Genomic DNA, 17,899 nt, shown 5'->3' on the forward strand with positions numbered 1-17,899 from the left:
TATGATCAATCCAGGCTCTTCAGCCACTTCTCAACTGCCTTTGCCGGGCCGTTCTCAGCATCCCGCATCTCCACCGGGAGGCCGGTCAGCACGATCGCCTTCGGCTCCAGCTCACGGATTGTATCGTAGGTGCCGCCGTCTCCGGAACCCATGTGGGTGTTGAAGGGGATGATGGTCTTCCCACTGAAATCGTATTTGTCAAAGAACGTGTAAATGATCATCGGGAAGGTGTACCACCACATGGGATAGCCGATATAGATGCGGTCGTAGCTTTCGATGTCGATCTCGTTTTTGATCGCTGGCCTCTGATTTTCGTCATGTTCTTTCTTTGCGAGTCTTGCCAGCGCGTTGTAGTGATCCCGGTTGCTGTCATAGGGTACGACAGGCTCGATCTCTGCGATATCCGCGCCGGTCTGTTTTGCGATCTCTTCGGCTACGATCTTTGCCGTGCCATAAACGGAGAAGTAAACTACCAGTTCTTTTGTCATATTCTGCTCCTTATTCTCCATGTCCGGTCATCAGGCTTTGTAGCTAAGCAGCCACTTGACAAGCTGGGGATCGAAATGGTTGATGATCTCGCTGTGACCAAGGTCCTTTTCCTTGATCTGCTCCATCTCTTCATCCGTAAGGGAGAAATCCCAGATATCCAGGTTCTGCTCCATACGCTCCACATGGACGGACTTGGGAAGGATCGAAACGCCGCGCTGGGTATTCCAGCGGAGGACGACCTGTGCCGCCGTCTTGCCGTACCTGGCGCCAATCTCAGTCAGCAGCGGATCCTTGAAGATCCCGTGCTTTCCTTCGGCGAGCGGACCCCATGCCTGTGGTGCAATGCCGTATTCCTTCATGACAGCCAGCGCATCTTCCTGCTGGAAGAAGGGATGCAGCTCCACCTGATTGACGGCGGGGATGACTTGCACGTTGGCACACAGGTTCACCAGTACGAAAGGATAGAAATTGGAAACACCGATCGCCTTCGTGAGACCTTCCTTATATGCTTTTGTAATACCTCTGTAAGCCGCGAAGTAATCGCCCATTGCCTGATGAAGCAGGACCAGGTCCACGTACGGCATGTCCAGCTTCCGAAGAGAAGTCTTTACTGCCTCATAAGCCGAATCTTCGGTCTTCATGTCGGTGATCCAGACCTTGGTGGTGATGAAAAGCTCTTCCCGGGTCACCAGGCCATCAGCGATGGCATGCTTCACGCCTTTTCCAAGCGCCTCTTCATTGCCATAGGAAGCGGCAGTGTCCAGCAGTCTGTATCCTGTTTTGATTGCATCGTAAACAACCTGTTCGCATTCGGCGGCATTCGGGATCTGGAAAACTCCGAAACCCTCCAGCGGCATCTTTGCTCCGGTATTCAGTGTGACATATTCCATGGTCTTTATCTCCTTTCGATTCTATCGTTGTTCGACAGCTATATGTTGTTTCTCTCTTGATGATGCTATTTTATCGAGATATCCATTGTAAGTACACTGCTTTGTGGCTATAATGGTATACGTGTGACGTATATAGATAGATAGAAAACAGAGAGGAAATGATGTCATGCTGATCGAATCCTACCTGCTGGAGCAGTTTGAAGCCGTTGCCCGCTGCGGCACGCTTTTAAAAGCATCTGAAGAACTGCATATATCGCAGCCGTCCTTGAGCCGTTCCATGAAGAAGCTGGAGGATGTGCTTGGAGTATCCTTGTTTATCAGGGAAAACAGCAAGATCTCGCTGAATGAAACGGGAAAACTGGCGGCAGACTATGCCAGAAGAGCTCTGGAAGCAAATCAGGAGATGATCGAAAGGGTCACGGCGTTTGACCGGAGTCTCCGGACGGTCAGCATCGGCTCATGTTCACCTTTTCCGGTGAATGACCTGATGCCGATCCTGCAGGAACAACTTCCCGAAAAAACCCTGTCCACTGAGATTGTGAGTAACGATGAAAAGCTGCTTGCCGGTCTTCGAAGCCATCTTTACCAGATGGTCGTTCTGCATCACTGTCCAGAAGATAAGGACCTGTTCTGCCAGAGATATTTGGATGAACAGTTATATATCTCCATTGCAAAGGACCATCCTCTGGCAAAGCAGGACAGTGTCACTTTTGAAGAGCTGAAGGGTCTCCGCATCCTGATGACAGCCCATGTGGGATTTTGGATGGACGTCACCCTGGAGAAGCTGAATGCCTCAGATCTGCTGATCCAGAACAGCATGGATGCTTTGGGAGAGCTGATCGATGCCTCTAATCTGCCGTTTTTCAATTCCGACCGAATGCTGAAAGCCGGCTATCAGCCACCGGACAGAGTGGCGCTTCCTATCACTGATCCGGAAGCCCATGCCACCTACTGGATCGCCTGTCTGGCTTCTGAACAGCAGAAATACCGTTCTGTTTTCAGTGCAGTCCGTGGGAATCTGTTGAGAATTCAATCCTAAGTAAGATCAAAAAAACGAGGGAGAAGAACAACCTGTCATGCAGGTGATGCTCTTCACCCTCTTTTCTGTTCCATATATTTGCTGACTTGTCTCTCATAATTTTCTTGTCAATACAAGATTACGGCTGATATCAATTTTGCAAATCTCTACAGTCTCAGTAGTAAATCTCCATTACCAGTCCCTAAAATCTTACATCTTCCCCCGATAAACTTGTACATATCAGGAGCCAAACAGCTCCGTATCTCCGATCCTTGAAAACTGCATATGCATTCTTCAGGTACAGCCCTGTGACGGGGAGGTACATCAGCGGAAAGCGCGAAGATCGTCAGAAATGACGGGAGCGCGGACCGGCATGTAAGTCCGGATTGCTTCCGGGTACAGCTATGATCCGTCGCAGCACAATGATACTTCTGTACGACACAGGGGCTTTTATGATCTTGCCATAGCGTATCAGTCTGTGCATGTCAACTGTTGAAACCGCCGTGTACCGAACGGTATGCACGGTGGTGTGAGAGGACGGCGGCTAATCACCGCCTCCTACTCGATTTATAGGGAGATTCGGATTCTCAATGCGGCGGACGAGGCGTAGGACGGCTTCCTCTCCGAGCGCGCGTTTCGGAACGTTGATGGTGGTGAGCGGTGGGTCGATAATCTCGCCGGCGGGGAGGTTGTCGAATCCGACGATGGCGCCGCTCTTTTTATTTACCAGGAAATCAATTGAGCCGCCCTGCGCTTTTCTGTTCTGGATGCGGGACAGGTCATAGCCGTATTTTCCGGCGGCGAGTTTGACACGCTTTCTTGTTTCTGTGCTAACGCCGGGCTGATCGTGCAGTGCCATTTACACGGCGGCACTTAAGTTCAGTTTCAATGATTAAGTAAATAATTGAGTAAATAATTAAGTCATTAATACTGAATTTACGATTGAAATTAAGAGGCGGTTCATGTACATTCATAGTGACAGAAATGGCTGTGGGAAGCTGCAGAAACAGGGAGGTTTGCGATGGGAGATCACAGAGGAGAACGGAAATGATGGCAAAAGGGTATCAGTACGAGACGGTGGAACTGACTTATGCGGCGGTGCCGGATGCGGTGAATGAGGCGCAGATTGACCTTGCGGCGGAATTTACCTGCGCGGCGGACGGGAGTGTGACCGAGGTGCGCGGCTTCTATGCGGGAAACGGCACTTGTATGGTCCGTTTTCTGCCGGAGCAGGCAGGCACATATACGTACAAGGTGCGCGGTCTTGCGGCAGACGAAGGGACACTTGCCGTGGAACCCGCGCGGGAAGGGCATCACGGCGTGGTGCGCGCCAGAGGCATACACTTTTATTTTGACGACGGGACGCCGTATTATGGATTCGGCACGACAGTCTACGCACTGGCATCTCAGACGGATGCGCTGATGGATGAGACAATCGAGACGCTTCGCCACGCACCGTTCAACAAGATCCGTATGTGCGTCTTCCCGAAGCACTATCAGTACAATCACAATGAGCCGCAGCACTACGCGTTCGAAAAAGGCTCGGACGGGGCGTGGGATCCGGCTCATCCGTGCTATGCCTTCTGGGATGCATTCGAGAAGCGGCTCTCCCAGCTCTTTGAGGCCGGCATCCAGGTGGATCTGATTTTGTTTCATCCCTATGACAACTGGGGATTTGCCACGATGCCGCAGGAGGACAATCTGATCTATCTGGATTATCTGCTGCGCCGGTTCGCGGCGTTTCCGGGCATCTGGTGGAGCATGGCGAACGAGTATGATTTCTGTGCTGCCAAGACGATGGATGACTGGCATGAGATCGAGCAGTTTATTGCGGAGCATGATCCCTGGCATCATCTGCTGTCGAATCACAACGGTTTCCAGTATTATGACGTGGCGCGCCCGGCCATCACACATATGTCATGGCAGACGAAGCAGCTCTCCCGCATTCCCGAGATGCAGGCAAAATACGGCAAGCCTGTCTGCATTGATGAGTGCTGCTATGAGGGAAATCTGCCGGAGCAGTGGGGCGCGATCTCTGGAGAGGAGATGACGGCGCGGTTCTGGCGGGCGACGGTACGCGGGGCAGTCTGCACACATGGAGAGACATTTTATCCGGATGAGAAGGAGATTGTCTGGTGGGCAAAGGGCGGAAAGCTCGTGGGAAAGAGTCCGGCGCGGATCGCGTTTCTGCGAAGCATCGTGGAATCGCTGCCTGCGCCGCTGGAGCCGCAGGCTTCACAGCTGGAGCAGGTGATGATGCTTGCTGGTCTGCCGGAGGAGCAGGTGGATCGGGCTCTGGAGGAGCGGAAGGTTCCGCAGGACTTCCGGTTCTTCATGAAGAGCGCGCTGCGTATGAGCCCGATCGAGGCCGCCCGCTTTTTTGCCTGTGAGACGGAGGTCATCGGCAGGACGGCAGATGACAGCGTGATTCTGCATTATTACGATATTCAGTGCAGCTGCAAGGCGCGGATCGAACTGCCGGGAGGAAAGACGTACCGTCTGGAGGTGATCGATACCTGGAATATGACGAGACAGACCGTGCAGCAGGGCGCTGCTGGGGAAGTCTGGGTGGATCTGCCGGGCAGGCCGTGGATGGCTGTGCTGGCGACGGCGGAATAAGCGGAGTGAGAAAAGGGCGGAAGCTGCCGGTCATTGATTGTGCCGGCCACAGGCCGGTCTGTCAGAATACCGGCGACCCGGTTCTCGCCGAATCCCTCCACGAGGATCGTGAGCAGGAGAGAAATCAGAAAAATAAACAGCACAAGGTGAATGGTATGGACGAGGGCGGCATGCATAATGCTGCCCTCGTCTTCGTCCTCGCAGCCGCAGTGCTCCCGCTCGCAGAGATCGTGGATGCGCCGCTCCGTCTTGTGACGGTATTTTGTCAGACGGAGAAACTTGTCGAAGGCAAGTCCGCTCAGGGCGCCGATGACTGCTTTGCAAAGTAGGATTTTGACTATGGCGGGTACCGCGACCCGCTCGGAGATGAGGAGGCGTCAATGATACAACGTGATCTTTATCTTCACCAGCTTGTTTCCTATATGTGGGATGGTCAGATCAAAGTTATTACCGGAATCCGGAGGTGCGGAAAGGGGGATATTATGTCAATACAGTAGGGTTAAATGAAGCTGCCATCAGAAAATATATCCAAGACCAGGAGCGGGCGGATATCATACAGGACAAGCTCAACGTAAAGGAATACGAAGACCCTTTTAAGGGTCAGGGTAAGTAATACGGATGCCACTTGAGGGGCAGCGATTTTTGATCACTGCTTTTGATCGGGAATAGGCTTTAGCAAATAGGAATAGCTTCCACAGGAGAGGATCCTCTGCGTCCCGTCGGGAAGCGTCAGCTCCGCCTCGGTATTGGATGGAATCTCAATGTGAAACGCAGTTCCGTCTGCCGTGCGCTCCCAGCGGCTGCACACGGTTCCGTAGGGGGAGTCGTAGCTTGCCTCGGCCCAGCGCAGGCTCCCGCCCGGCAGGGGCCGGATCGTGAAGCGGTTTTCCTTTTTCACCTCGATGCCGCAGACCGTGTCAAACAGGAACGCACAGACCGCGCCGGGAGAATAGTGGTTCATAGACTGCTTGAGCGGGTGCCCGTTTTCATCATAGGCCAGATAGTTTTCCCAGACCGTCGTGGCGCCCTGCTCCACCATGGCCAGCCACCCGGGAGCTACGGTGTTTTCCAGCATGCGGTAAGCCGTGTCCAGATAGCCGTATTGTGTCAGCACGCCCAGCACAAAGGGCGTGGAGAGAAAGCCCGTACCGACGGTGTATTGCCGCTCGACGGCCGAGCGGTTCAGATCCGCCGCCACGCGACCGGCCGTTTCCGTGTCCAGCAGACCCAGCGCCAGCGCGCGCACCATGGGCGCCTGCCGCGGGGCTTGGATCTTCCCGTCCCGGACGAAATGATAGTTGTATGCCTTCTTCGCTCCTTCGGCGTACTCGCGGCAGAGCGCAGCCTCTTCCGGAAGATCCACCGAGCGCAGCATCTCATCGAGAAGCTCCATAGAGTAGTGCATGTAGGCGGTGGTGATCTCCGCCTTCGGCCGCAGGAGCTCCTCCACGCCGTCCACGCCCGGTTCGCACCACTCACCCCAGTGCAGGCCGCTCTCGATGATGTATTTGGCGTAGGGAGAATCGCCCAGCAGATAGGGCGCGATCTGATTTTTGACGGGCATGCCGTCCGGCAGATGATAAAAGCTCTTGTCCGCGGCCGCCTGAATCATATAGTCCCGCCAGCCCAGCATCAGCTCCAGGTTTTCGCGGATGAATTGCTCATCTCCATAGAGTTTCCACAGCGTATAGGGCAGGATGACCGCGGCATCCGCCCAGCCGATCGCGCCGTTGAGCATGTCGCGCTTGCCCTCTGCGCTGCGGATGCGGGGGCAGACGTTGGGCACGCGGCCGCTGGGCTCCTGGCAGTCCCGCACGTCCCTCAGCCATTTACGGTAAAAGGCCGCGGGATCTGCAAAATAGCAGGCGGTTTTCGCAAAGATCTGCGCGTCCCCGGTCCAGCCGCTTTTCTCCCGCTGGGGGCAATCGGTGGGGATATCCACGAAGTTGCCCTTGAGGCTCCACAGCGTGTTGCGGGCGAACTGCGTAAGCTTTTGATTGGAGCAGGCAAAGCTCCCGGTAAAGCGCAGTGCGCTGTACACCGCCACCGCCTCAAAATCCGCCGGGTCCACCGTGTCGAGGCCTTCCACCAGCGCGTAGCGGAAGCCCGAGTAGAAAAAGTCCGGCCGGAACACTTCCTCACCGCCCGCGCAGGTGTAGACGATTTCCTGCCGCTTGACGGGAAGACCCGGCAGGTCCATCTGCAAGGTCAGGTCGCTGAATTCCCCGTGATCCAGCGCTTCGCCCAGACGCAGGCGGATCTGCTGGCCGGCCTCCCCCCGCACATGGAAGCGGACGTATCCGGCCAGATTCTGTTTGAAATCCAGAATTCTCGCGCCGCTGGGAGTGATCCGCAGTTCAGGGGAAAAGACCTCCTGCTCCAAGATCCCGTCCGCAGGGGAGGCGGTGGGACAGACCGGGTACGAGGTCAGGGCGGCGTTTTGAGAAAAGCTCGGTGCCTTTCTCGCGTCAAAGACCTCGCCGTCCATCAGGTCCGCATAGAGGACCGGGCCGTCGTTGCTCCAGCGCCAGCTCTCGTCCGTGCCGACGGTCTCACGGCTGCCGTCGGCGTATTCGATCACCAGCTGCGCCAGGAACTTGAGCTGGGTGCCGAAAACGTATTCCTCGTTGGTACTGCCGAGCTTGCCCTTGAACCAGCCGTCCGCCACGGTGAAAGTCAGCTCATTTTCCGCTTTCAAAAGCGCAGTCAAGTCATAGACCTGGTAATACAGGCGCTTGTCGTATTCCGTGCAGCCGGGGGCGAGGACGCCGGGGAGCCGCACACCGTTGAGCACGGCACTGTAGACACCGCAGGCCGTGGCGTAGAGCCGCGCGCGTTTTACCTCGCCCCGGAGCGCGAAGCGCTTTTGAAAGCAGTCTGCGCTCAGGCGCTCTTTCCGATCTGTGTCCACACCAGCGATCCATTTGGCTGTCCAGTCTGAGCTCTCCAGCAGCCCCATTTCAAACCACGCGCTCTCCGAGTCCTCGATCTGTCCGTTTTCATCCCAGAGCCGGACCGCCCAATGCACACGCTGCGCGCTTTTCAGCTTCGGTCCGTCATATGCACCGTGCATCCGGTCTGTCTCGACTTTTCCGCTTGTCCAAAGCAGATCCCCGTCTTCGCCGCTCACGGTGATCTGATACGCGATTTGCTTTTTGCCGCCCTGACAGATCCAGCTGAGCCGGGGCGTCATATCGTCGATCCCCAACGGGTTGACCCGGTAATTGCATTGCAGGCTGACAGCTTTCATTTTTATACCTCCTGGTTCAGTCCTCAAAGAGCTTCATCAAAACTCTTGCGTATACCTCATGTCCCTCCACGCTGGGGTGGTTGACGCCGTTGGAGAGCAGCGCCTCCCAGGGGATCCCGGCCTCTTTGGCCTGATCCCAGACGGCGCGCACATCGGCCAGGCACACCTGCTCCTCCCGGGCGACTTCCCGGATGGCCTCGCAGCGCGCCGGGGTGGTCACTTCTTTTGCGGGGATACCGATGGGCTCCAGCAGATCGTTCGGCAGATCGCCGTTGGGCGTGAGCAGGATGATATCCGCCGTGGTTTCCGCTTTCAGCTTTTGCACCAGACCCTTCAGCAAGGATTTGTAGGCACTTGCGTCGCCCATGGTCTCATCGTCCCAGTTCAGGGAACCGTTGATCAGGATCAGATCCGGGTCATGGCGCACCACGTCGCGGTCGGCGCGTTTGCACATCATGGGGAGCACATCGCCTGCAATGCCTGCGTTGAGGACGCTGACGGAGGTCTGTTCATACTTGTCGATCAGAGCAAGGCGAAACTTTTCGATATAGCTCTCGCGGGCGTCGGTGATCTCCACCGGCGCGGCTTCTTCTCCGCGCAGCATGCGCTCAAAGCCGGCGCGCAGCGCCTCCGGGTCCTTCGGGAGCAGCGTTTCAAAATGCCCTGCCGTGACGCTGTCGCCCAGCGCCACGATGACTGGGTTTTTCCGTTCCAGACCGTTTTCGTCCAGGCCCGCCTGCGTGAGGCCGGCGACCGCGCCGCGATTGCGCTTCATCTTTTCCATAAAGCGTTCGGGACGTGCGGGGGATTCGCAGACAAAGCTGTCCGCCAGATTTAAAAACTGCTGCGCATACGGCGCGGGGATCCGATAGGTGGTCTTCATTCACACTCAACCTTCTTTCTGTTCTGTTTGATAAGACGAAAGCCTTTCATATCGACGGAGCCGCTGCCCCGATATGTGAAATACAGCGGGAAGACGCCGTTCGGGATGCTCACTTGCCCGGCCCTCTTTTGCCAGATCGCACCCAGGTCATGTACGTCGACGGTGCCTCGGCATTCGCCGTTTGACTGTGTGCGCACTTCAAAGATCCCGCATCCGCTGCCGCGCACTTCAAGCTCGATCTGCGTCAGATCCGAGAAAGCGAACTCTTTGAAGCCGATCGTGGAGCCGTCACGGAGATTGCGGACAACCTGAACCGGATCTTCGGCATCGCGGATTGCTCGCGCATCCTCAGGCTCCAGATCGTCACAGCCCTGGGTCAAAAACGGATAGTCCATTTTCATGACTTCCGGATGGGAGAATGCCGCTCCGCTCTCAGCCGTTAAATGGCAGCAGATATACGCAGGATAGCTGCCCTCGCCCTCAAGCGGGCCGTGATTCAGACCGCAGGAGCTGACCGCTGCCTGGGATATAGAGCCGTCCGGGGCGATCGTGATCTTCTCCGCGCAGCCCTGACGGCTGTAGTTGGTGCGATTGGTCTGGCGATGATAGAAAACATACCACTGCCCGGCGCAGCACTCGATGCCGCCGTGGGTGTTTCCCAGCGCATTGACAGCATGCTCCTCCGTTCTTCCGTCAAGGAACACATCTCCGATGTCGACCAGCGTGCCTCCGAAGTGATAACCGGAGTCCGGCACAGAGCTGACAGCGTAGCAAAGCTCGTGACTTTGCACGGAGGAATAGATCAGATAATACAGTTTCCCGATCTTGCGGATGGAGCTGGCTTCAAAAAACTCATGGCCCTCAAAGCCCGTGCCGAAGCTCTCTGTAACACTGGGCAGCAGCGGTCTGGGCTCCTCGGCCAGCGTCAGCATGTCCGGCTTGAGGCGCATCACCTGGGAATGGTGCATTCCGTCATCCTGCTCAGGGCGCATGGGTGCGTTTCCCGAATAGAGATAGACCTGTTTGTCCTCGTCCACAAAGACGCCGGGATCAAATTGCGTCAGATCTCCCTGGCGGGCTCCCAGGGGCGTTCCATCCGCATGCTGCACACGGCCCAAATACTCATAGGTGCCGCAGGGCGTGTCGCAGACAGCGACGCCGATCTCGGGCAGAAAGTCAAGGCAATAGTACAGATAATATCGCCCGTCCGGCCCCTGCGCCACATCCGGTGCCCACAGGGCGTGGACACCACGGGGATTGAGATCCGATGGCTTTTTGGGCCCAATGCCAAAGAGAAGCCGCTGGGGCGGCGCATCTGCGGGAATGTTCTGATTCACCGGATCCTGACCTTTCCGATAGATGACGCCCTCATAGCGCCACTGTGTCAGGTCATCCACAGGCGCCGACCAGCACACATAATCATTCAGGCAGAAGCCTGCCGCGTCGAAACGGTCGTGACTCCCGTAGAGATAGATCCGCTCGCCGAACACATGCGGTTCTCCGTCCGGAACATACTCATAGGATGGAAGATAGGGATTAAACACCTGCGTTTTCATTTTCTTAGGACTCCTCCTTCAATCGGAAACTGACGGGAATATGGTTCCATTATTTCACGCGAAGCCCGTTCGGTCTATGTCCGGATTGGCTTTTTTTCACTCTGTTTGGTGAAGAACAAAACAAATCCAGATACAAAAAAGCAAAAGAGTGCGTTTACAAACAGACGGTATTTTCTTATTCTCAAGCTGAGATGATTTTGATGTGGAAGCGATATTCTCAAGCTGAGGTGATTTTGATGTGGAAACGAGCGAAATGGCTGGGGATCCCCCAGGGAGAAATCAAGGAAAAAGAGATATACCACGGCGATCTGGGAGGACGCTTTGCGTACTTTCGATGTGACAAGGAGCTGCCGGAGGGCTGCTCTCTGACGCTGGACATTACTGCAAACTCCCGCTACCGGCTCTGGATCAACGGCGAGGCGGTGCTCTCCGGTCCCTGCAAGGGGGATCGCAATCGCCAGTATTACGAGACAGTGGACGTGACGCCCCGGCTGCGGGAAGGGCACAATGCTTTCTGCGTCCAGGTGCTGTACAACGACCCGGACACGGTGGAATGGGAGATCGGCGAGCGGGCGGCCATCTACGGCGTTGTGGGCCGTCAGTGCGGTCACAGGCTTGCTATCGAGGGGGACGTTCTGGACAGCGCCGGAAATGCCGTAGGAACGATTACCACCGGCCTTGCCGACTGGCGGGTCTGGCTGGATCACAGCTATTCTTTGAAGTCCGACGAGCATACCCAGTTTCTCGGCGCGGTGATCGAACAGCTTGACGCCGCGCGGACGCCGATTCATTGGAAAAACGCCGATTTTGATTGCAGCTCCTGGCACCCTGCCCAGATCCTGGAACCGGGGGTGGCGGAGGATCCCTTCTGCTTCGTGGGTGTGACGCCCATGTTCCGCATTGTTAAGCGGGAGATCCCGCTGCTCTATGAGAAGAAGCAGGGCTTTGCCCGCTGCTTCGACCGTGCGGGAGAAACGCTTGCGCTGCTTTCCGAAGGCAGCATGAAGATTCCAGTTGGAGAACAGAAGGAGATCTTGCTGGACGCCGGAGCGATCCTGAACGCTTATCCCCGCTTCCGTTTTGTAGGAGGAAAGGGCGCGAAGGTACAGATCACCTATTTTGAAAAATTCGGCGGCCCCGGCTCGGACGCGGTTCGTTCCGATGTGCGCGGCGAGGTGACGGGCATCACCGATACGATCACGCTTGACGGCAGCGAGCTCTGCTTTGAGCCCTTCTGGGTGCGAACCTTCCGCTTCATTCGTCTGACGGTGGAGGCCGCCGATAGCCCGGTCACGGTCTTTGCGCCGCAATTTAACAAGACCGGCTATCCGCTGACCGTGGAGTCCTTTGTGGATTCTTCCGCCCCCTGGGTGGGAAAGCTCTGGGACATCTGCGTGCGAACGCTGGAAAACTGCATGCTGGAGACCTATATGGACTGCCCCTACTACGAGCAGCTCCAGTACGGCATGGACACCCGCTTGGAGGCGCAGTACACCTATGCCGTGAGCCGTGACACCGCTCTGGTTCGCAAGGCGCTGCTGGACTTCCACTACGGCATGCAGCCGGAGGGCCTGAACGCCGGAAAGGCGCCGTCTGCCTATCTGCAGATCCTCTCCACCTTCTCTCTGCACTATATCTTCCTGCTCTGCGAGTATGCCGCGCTTCATAACGACGCGGCGCTGCTGCGCCTGTGCCGGGGCGATATCGACCGGATCCTGGATGTGTTTGACAGTCGGATCGGGGAAAATGGTCTGGTCGGCAAACTGGACTTCTGGAACTTCGTGGACTGGAACGACGCTTGGAACGACACGACCGGCGCTCCTGCCGCCCTACAGAGCGGCCCGTCCGCGATCATCAACCTCATGTACGCCTATGCACTCGGCTGCGCGGCGGACTTCATGGACGATCAGCGGCGGGCCGGACTGGCCTCCGAATACCGGGAGCGACGTACCCACATTCTTTCCGCCGTGGAAACGCTTTGCTGGGATGAGACGGCGGGACTGTACCGCGAGGGCCCGGCCTTTCAGCAGTTCAGCCGTCACGCCCAGGCCTGGGCCGTGCTGAACGGACTGAAACAGGGAGCAGACGCGGCGCAGCTTTTGAAGACCGCCCTCAGGCGCGAGGATATTCTGCGCTGCAGCTTCTCCGCCTCCTACGATTGGTTCCGCGCGCTGGAAAAAGCCGGGCTTTATGACGACATGCGGCGCGAACTGCAGCCATGGATCGCCCTTTTGGATCTGGACTGCACCACCTGCCCCGAGACGCCGCAGGGCGCGCGCAGCGAGTGCCACGCCTGGAGCGCCCTGCCGCTCTATGAGCTGATGCGTACGGCGGCGGGCGTGCACCCGGAAAAGGACGGCAGCGTCCTCGTTGCGCCGCACACAATGGATCTCAACGATCTCCGGGGGCAGGCGGCGGCGAAAAACGGCCCGATCTCCTTCGACTATCGGAAGAATGATACGGGCAAATGGGAATACGCCCTGACGCTGCCCGTGGGGACGGATGGCCTGTTCCGCTTCCCGGACGGCAGGGAGACGCCTTTGCACGAAGGCAGGCAGCTTTTGAAGGAGGAATAAAGGATGCATCTTACGGTGGAAAAGAAACGGGAGGTTTTGTCCCTGATCACAGGCGTGACCTACGCCAACGTGGAGTGCTGGTACGGCGCGACGCGGCGGGATCTGCACATGGACCTGATCGTGCCGAAAAACCGGGTGGGGCACGCGCCATGCCCCTGCATCGTGTGGTTTTGCGGCGGGGCTTTTCGCGTGATGGATCGCGCTGTCTGGATGCCGGAGCTGCTGCGCTTTGCCGAGGCGGGCTTTGTGGTGGCGAGCGTGGAGTACCGCACCGGAAACGAGGCGATCTTCCCCGCACCGCTCTGTGACGCCAAGGCGGCCGTCCGCTTTCTCCGCGCCCACGCCGGAGACTATTGTATCGACCCGGAGCGCATCGTCTCCGCGGGCGAATCCGCTGGCGGAGCCATCGCCTGTCTGCTGGGCGTCACCGGGGAGGATAAGTCACTGGATCAGGGCGACTGGCTGGAGCAGTCCAGCCGCGTTACCGCTGTGGTGGACTATTACGGTCTTGCGGACATGACGATTTCCCTGAAGGACTTCGAGGGCAATAACGACGTGCCGCCCTGGATGCTGGAGGAGACGCTGGGTGTTCACTACACGCGTCGGCAGGCCGAGGCGGCCAGCGCTGTCAAGCGTGTGAGTCCTTCCGCTCCGCCGCACCTGATCCTGCAGGGACTCGACGATGCGGTGGTTTCCCCGAGCCAGAGCCGAAACTACTATGAAAAATTAAGGGAAAACGGCGTCACGGCGGAGCTTCTGGAGCTGGAAGGCGCCCAGCACGGCGACGACCTCTTTTTTCAGGATGAAGTGAAGGACCGGGTGCTTCAATTTCTGCAAGGAACACTAAAATAGAAGAAAATGCGCAAAACGAGAGATACCGGCGGTTCTCTCGTTTTGCTACTATTGAGGCATGATAAATCTTTCAAACAATTATTAGGAGGCAGAACTATGGGTAAAGAAATCTATCACGCACTGTTGGATCCGGACTACCAGGATGTGTATGTGGACGTGGACGAGATCCGCACCCGCAAAGCGCCCAACGGCGAGGAGATCACCTGTCGCTATATCCACGGCGGTTTTCGGCAGAAGGCGGTCAAGTTCAGCATCCATTTTCCGAAGCGGGACGCCTTCCGGGGCCGCTTTTTCCAGTATCTCTCTCCCTTCCCCGGTCCGGACGAGGAGATGGCCAGCCTGAACAAGACAGGCGGCGACGACGTGATCAGCTTTTCCCTCTTAAACGGCGCCTATTTCGTGGAGAGCAACATGGGCTCCAAGACCATGTTCGGGCCCAACGGAGATGACAAAGACCGCTGGAAATCCAGCGCGGCCGTGGCGGAGTTCTCACGCAAAAAAGCCATGGAGATCTACGCCTGCCCCCGCCCGGTCGGCATCGTATTCGGCGGCAGCGGCGGAGGTTACAAGACCATGGCCTGCATCGAGAACACCGACGCCTGGGACGGCGCGGTGCCCTATGTGATCGGCTCTCCGGTGAGCCTGCCGAACACCATCACCATGCATGTGCAGGGCGAGCGCGTGCTGCGCCATGCCTTCCCGAAGATCCTGGACGCCCTGGACGCGGGCGGCAGCGGGGATATGTACGCCGGTTTAAGTGAGGACGAGGCCGCCATGCTGCGGGAGCTGACCGATATGGGCTTCCCACCCCTGGCCTGGTACCCCGAGGCGAGAGGCCAGTTTGACGACGGCTCGCTGCCGGTGCTGTCTCCCGGCGTAAAGATGGCCGATCCCGGCTATTTCACGGACTTCTGGACGGTGCCCGGTTATCTGGGGGCCAACCCTGACAGCAACGCCTGCCGCGACCGCCTGCAGTTTAAGGGCAAGGTGCGCCGCGTCCATCTGCCCGGCGTGCAGGAGTCTCTGGACGAGGAAAATGAGCTGGAGAGCCGCAACGGCGTGGACAACGCATGGAAGAAGATGCTTTCGGACGGCAAGGACGCCTGGATCGAGATGGAGACGCTCCCCGAAGGAGAGGATCTCTATCTGCGCGGCGTGAACATCACCTTCGTCACCGGCGAGGCCGCAGGCAAGCAGCTGCTGCTGGGTGGCATGGAGCACGACCGGGTAAACGGCGGCGGATTTCTTACCATCGGCATGTGCTACGGTATGGACGATGTGCCCGGCATTCTCAGCAAGGTCAGGCCCGGCGACGAGCTGACGCTTGATAACTCTGACTACATCGCCATTCAGTCCTACTACCGCCATCAGGTGCCCGCGGACCTGAGCTTCCACGCCTGGGACCAGTTCCGCAAAGCCGACGGCAGTCCCGCGCTTCCCCAGCGGGCCAACGTCATGGGCTACGGCTTCACCGGCACCGGAACCGTGCAGGACGGCAACGCCCAGGGCAAGGTCATTGTGATCCAGTCCCTGATGGACGAATCCACCTGCCCCTGGTGCGGCGACTGGTACCGCGGCAAGGTTCGCGAGAGCAAGGGCGGCGAGGAGGATTTCCGCATCTATTACATGCAGCGCTGCATGCACGGCGATATCGAGTCCCTCGGCAACAACATGATCGTCAACTACAAGGGCGCGCTGCTGCAGGCTCTGCTGGATATGGCAGACTGGCTTCAGACGGGCAAAGAGCCCCTTCCTTCCACCGTCTATGAGCGCGTGGGCGGCCAAATCATCGAAGAAGCCGATCCCATCGCGAGAAAGGGCATGCAGGCAGGCGTGACGCTCACGGCAAACGGGCAGAAGTGCTGCCATGTGAAGGCCGGTGGCGAATTCGTGCTCCGCGCGGAAATGACCGTACCGGAGGGCGCGGGCGAGATCACCTCTGTCCGCTATGATTTCAACGACAGCTGGAGCTATCCCACGCCGCCCGAGAATCTCTTCCCGGTTGAGGGCAGCTTTGTTAAGAGCGAGAAAAGCGGCGCGCAGCTCGCTGTGTCCGAGATCACCCATCGCTTCGACGAGCCCGGCACCTATTTCGTCTCCGTGCGTGTGACAAGCCAGCGCAACGGTGATGCGCAGGATCCCTTCACACAGGTGAAGAATCTGGACCGTGTGCGGGTGATCGTCGAAGAATAATTGTTCAATTTGATCAAAAACTCGCTATTTCAGATGTATCCGTGTGGATTTGATCCAAATATAATGAAAGCACATCAAATCAGAAACGCATAAAAGAGAGGAGCTTTCCCATGAATGAAGAAATCAACAACCCCGCTCCCGTGAAGGAAAAGGGCGTGCCCTTCGGCAAATTGATAGCCTGGTCCCTGCGCGGCGGTTCCACGGGCGTGGCCATGATGATCCTTGGCTATCTGACCATCTTTGCGGTAAAAACGATGAGAATGCCCGCCGCTCTGGTGGGCGGCCTGCTGCTGGCCAGCAAGTTCATCGACGGCATCACCGACCTCTTCGCCGGTCTCATCATCGACCGCACCAACACCAAGATGGGCCGCGGCCGACCCTATGAGCTGTGCGTGATCGGCATGTGGCTGACCACCGTGCTAATGTTCATGATGCCTGAGAGCGCCACCATGGTGGTCAAGAGCATCTGGATTCTGGTCATGTATCTCTTCTCCAACTCCATTTTCTATACCTTCCTCAACGCCAACAGCACCGTTTACATGGTGCGCGCCTTCTCCTCCCAGAAGGAGTATGTTCAGTTATCTACCTATGGCGGCGTGGTCCCGATGCTGATCGTACTGATCTTCAACGTCCTCTTCCCCACGCTGATGGGCACCATGGCCACCAGCCAGGGCGGCTGGGTCAAGCTGGTGCTGATCTTCGCTGTTCCGTTGACGGTGCTGGGTATGCTCCGCTTCTTCGTCATCAAGGAGACCAACAACGTGGACGTGAGCGCCGAAGGCGACAAGGTGAACCTCAAGGAAGTCTTTCAGCTTCTGAAGAAAAACCGTTATATCTACATTATTGCGCTGGCCTCTCTGGTCATTAACCTGCTTACCAACATGGGCACCGGCGTCTTCTACTTCACAGAAATTGTGGGCAATGTGAAGCTGATGAGTGTGCTGGCCGTCAGCCAGGTCATCGTTCTTCCTCTTATGTTCATCTTCCCCCAGATGCTCAAAAAGATGTCCGTTGCCAAGTTGGTCCGCATTGGCCTGCTGGTGGGCGCGGCCGCCGGTATCGTGAACTTCTTCGCCGGCAGCAATATGATCCTGCTGGTGATCGGCGCGATTCTCACCGGTGCTGGCGCTGTCCCCGTCACCATGCTCGCTGCGCTGATGATCATCGAGTGCGCGGATTATAACGAGCACATCGGTCTGAGCCGTATGGAGGGCTCTCTCGGCGCGGTCAACGGCTTTGCCAGCAAGGTGGGCGCCGGCATCGGCGCGGGCATCCTCGGTATTCTGATCGGCCTGGCCGGTTATGACGGCAACCTGGCCGTACAGCCCGACTCCGCCATTACCATGATCCGCCTGCTGTACTCATTGATTCCCGCAGCGCTTAACGTGGTCGTGTACCTGGTCTTCCGCCTGTACAACCTGGATAAGAATATCTCTCAGATCCGCGCGGAGAACGAGGCCCGGCGCACCGAAGCCGAAGCGAAGCACGAAGCCTGATCCCTTTTCACTCCTCGACTTGAATCAGCGGTGAGCATTTGCTGCCCACCGCTGATTCTTTACGAAAAAAGGAAAAT

At 57.3% G+C, this 17,899-nt stretch carries 13 protein-coding genes and 1 pseudogene; 8 read left to right on the forward strand and 6 right to left on the reverse strand.

The genetic code is table 11. The annotated features are described in order from the left end of the window. Nucleotides 1–5 precede the first annotated feature (5 nt). Together ACTNDI_RS03425 and ACTNDI_RS03430 are read right to left on the reverse strand one after the other, a co-directional pair. A complete protein-coding gene (locus ACTNDI_RS03425) occupies nucleotides 6–488 on the reverse strand; it encodes a flavodoxin (protein ID WP_441099359.1) in 483 nt (160 codons plus the stop codon). Nucleotides 489–518: 30 nt separating this feature from the next. Next, entirely contained in the window at nucleotides 519–1,379 is an 861-nt protein-coding gene (locus ACTNDI_RS03430) for an aldo/keto reductase (RefSeq protein ID WP_441099360.1), read from the reverse strand. A gap of 166 nt (nucleotides 1,380–1,545) precedes the next feature. Between ACTNDI_RS03430 and ACTNDI_RS03435 the strand changes: the two genes are divergently transcribed. Further along, nucleotides 1,546–2,418, forward strand: a complete 873-nt coding sequence (locus ACTNDI_RS03435) for a LysR family transcriptional regulator (protein WP_441099361.1) — start codon at nucleotides 1,546–1,548, stop codon at nucleotides 2,416–2,418. 523 nt (nucleotides 2,419–2,941) lie between these two features. On the opposite strand, the gene ACTNDI_RS03440 is transcribed toward ACTNDI_RS03435, so the two are convergent. Further along, the gene (locus tag ACTNDI_RS03440) at nucleotides 2,942–3,256 is read right to left on the reverse strand and encodes a substrate-binding domain-containing protein (protein ID WP_441099362.1); all 315 of its coding nucleotides are present in this window, start codon (nucleotides 3,254–3,256) and stop codon (nucleotides 2,942–2,944) included. A 188-nt stretch (nucleotides 3,257–3,444) separates the two neighbouring features. On the opposite strand from ACTNDI_RS03440, the gene ACTNDI_RS03445 reads away from it, so the two are divergent. The 3 genes and pseudogenes from ACTNDI_RS03445 to ACTNDI_RS03455 all read left to right on the forward strand — a co-directional run. Then, entirely contained in the window at nucleotides 3,445–5,016 is a 1,572-nt protein-coding gene (locus ACTNDI_RS03445; protein WP_441099363.1) for a DUF5605 domain-containing protein, read from the forward strand. Between the two features lie 5 nt (nucleotides 5,017–5,021). Then, complete coding sequence (locus ACTNDI_RS03450; protein WP_441099364.1) at nucleotides 5,022–5,345, forward strand: hypothetical protein; 324 nt, start codon at nucleotides 5,022–5,024, stop codon at nucleotides 5,343–5,345. Between the two features lie 146 nt (nucleotides 5,346–5,491). Beyond that, nucleotides 5,492–5,629: pseudogene (locus ACTNDI_RS03455) on the forward strand (IS200/IS605 family transposase); the annotation flags it as partial. 33 nt (nucleotides 5,630–5,662) lie between these two features. On the opposite strand, the gene ACTNDI_RS03460 reads toward ACTNDI_RS03455, so the two are convergent. From ACTNDI_RS03460 to ACTNDI_RS03470, 3 genes are read right to left on the reverse strand one after another with little or no spacing between them, the layout of a single operon-like run. Then, a complete protein-coding gene (locus tag ACTNDI_RS03460) occupies nucleotides 5,663–8,266 on the reverse strand; it encodes a family 78 glycoside hydrolase catalytic domain (protein ID WP_441099365.1) in 2,604 nt (867 codons plus the stop codon). A gap of 16 nt (nucleotides 8,267–8,282) precedes the next feature. Then, nucleotides 8,283–9,149 (reverse strand): SGNH/GDSL hydrolase family protein, encoded by an 867-nt coding sequence (locus tag ACTNDI_RS03465; protein ID WP_441099366.1) that lies wholly within the window; start codon nucleotides 9,147–9,149, stop codon nucleotides 8,283–8,285. After that, complete coding sequence (locus ACTNDI_RS03470; RefSeq protein WP_441099367.1) at nucleotides 9,146–10,705, reverse strand: family 43 glycosylhydrolase; 1,560 nt, start codon at nucleotides 10,703–10,705, stop codon at nucleotides 9,146–9,148. Before ACTNDI_RS03470 ends, ACTNDI_RS03465 begins: the two co-directional genes overlap by 4 nt. Before the next feature lie 236 nt (nucleotides 10,706–10,941). On the opposite strand from ACTNDI_RS03470, the gene ACTNDI_RS03475 reads away from it, so the two are divergent. From ACTNDI_RS03475 to ACTNDI_RS03490, 4 genes are all read left to right on the forward strand, one after another. Beyond that, nucleotides 10,942–13,281 (forward strand): alpha-L-rhamnosidase-related protein, encoded by a 2,340-nt coding sequence (locus ACTNDI_RS03475; protein ID WP_441099368.1) that lies wholly within the window; start codon nucleotides 10,942–10,944, stop codon nucleotides 13,279–13,281. 3 nt (nucleotides 13,282–13,284) lie between these two features. Next, entirely contained in the window at nucleotides 13,285–14,133 is an 849-nt protein-coding gene (locus tag ACTNDI_RS03480; protein ID WP_441099369.1) for an alpha/beta hydrolase fold domain-containing protein, read from the forward strand. Between the two features lie 96 nt (nucleotides 14,134–14,229). After that, on the forward strand, nucleotides 14,230–16,326 hold the full coding sequence (locus tag ACTNDI_RS03485; protein ID WP_441099370.1) for a hypothetical protein: 2,097 nt from the start codon (nucleotides 14,230–14,232) through the stop codon (nucleotides 16,324–16,326). 110 nt (nucleotides 16,327–16,436) lie between these two features. After that, complete coding sequence (locus ACTNDI_RS03490) at nucleotides 16,437–17,822, forward strand: MFS transporter (RefSeq protein ID WP_441099371.1); 1,386 nt, start codon at nucleotides 16,437–16,439, stop codon at nucleotides 17,820–17,822. The last annotated feature ends 77 nt before the right edge of the window (nucleotides 17,823–17,899 follow it).

Source organism: Bilifractor sp. HCP3S3_D3 (assembly GCF_052063915.1).
GTDB lineage: Bacteria > Bacillota > Clostridia > Lachnospirales > Lachnospiraceae > Bilifractor.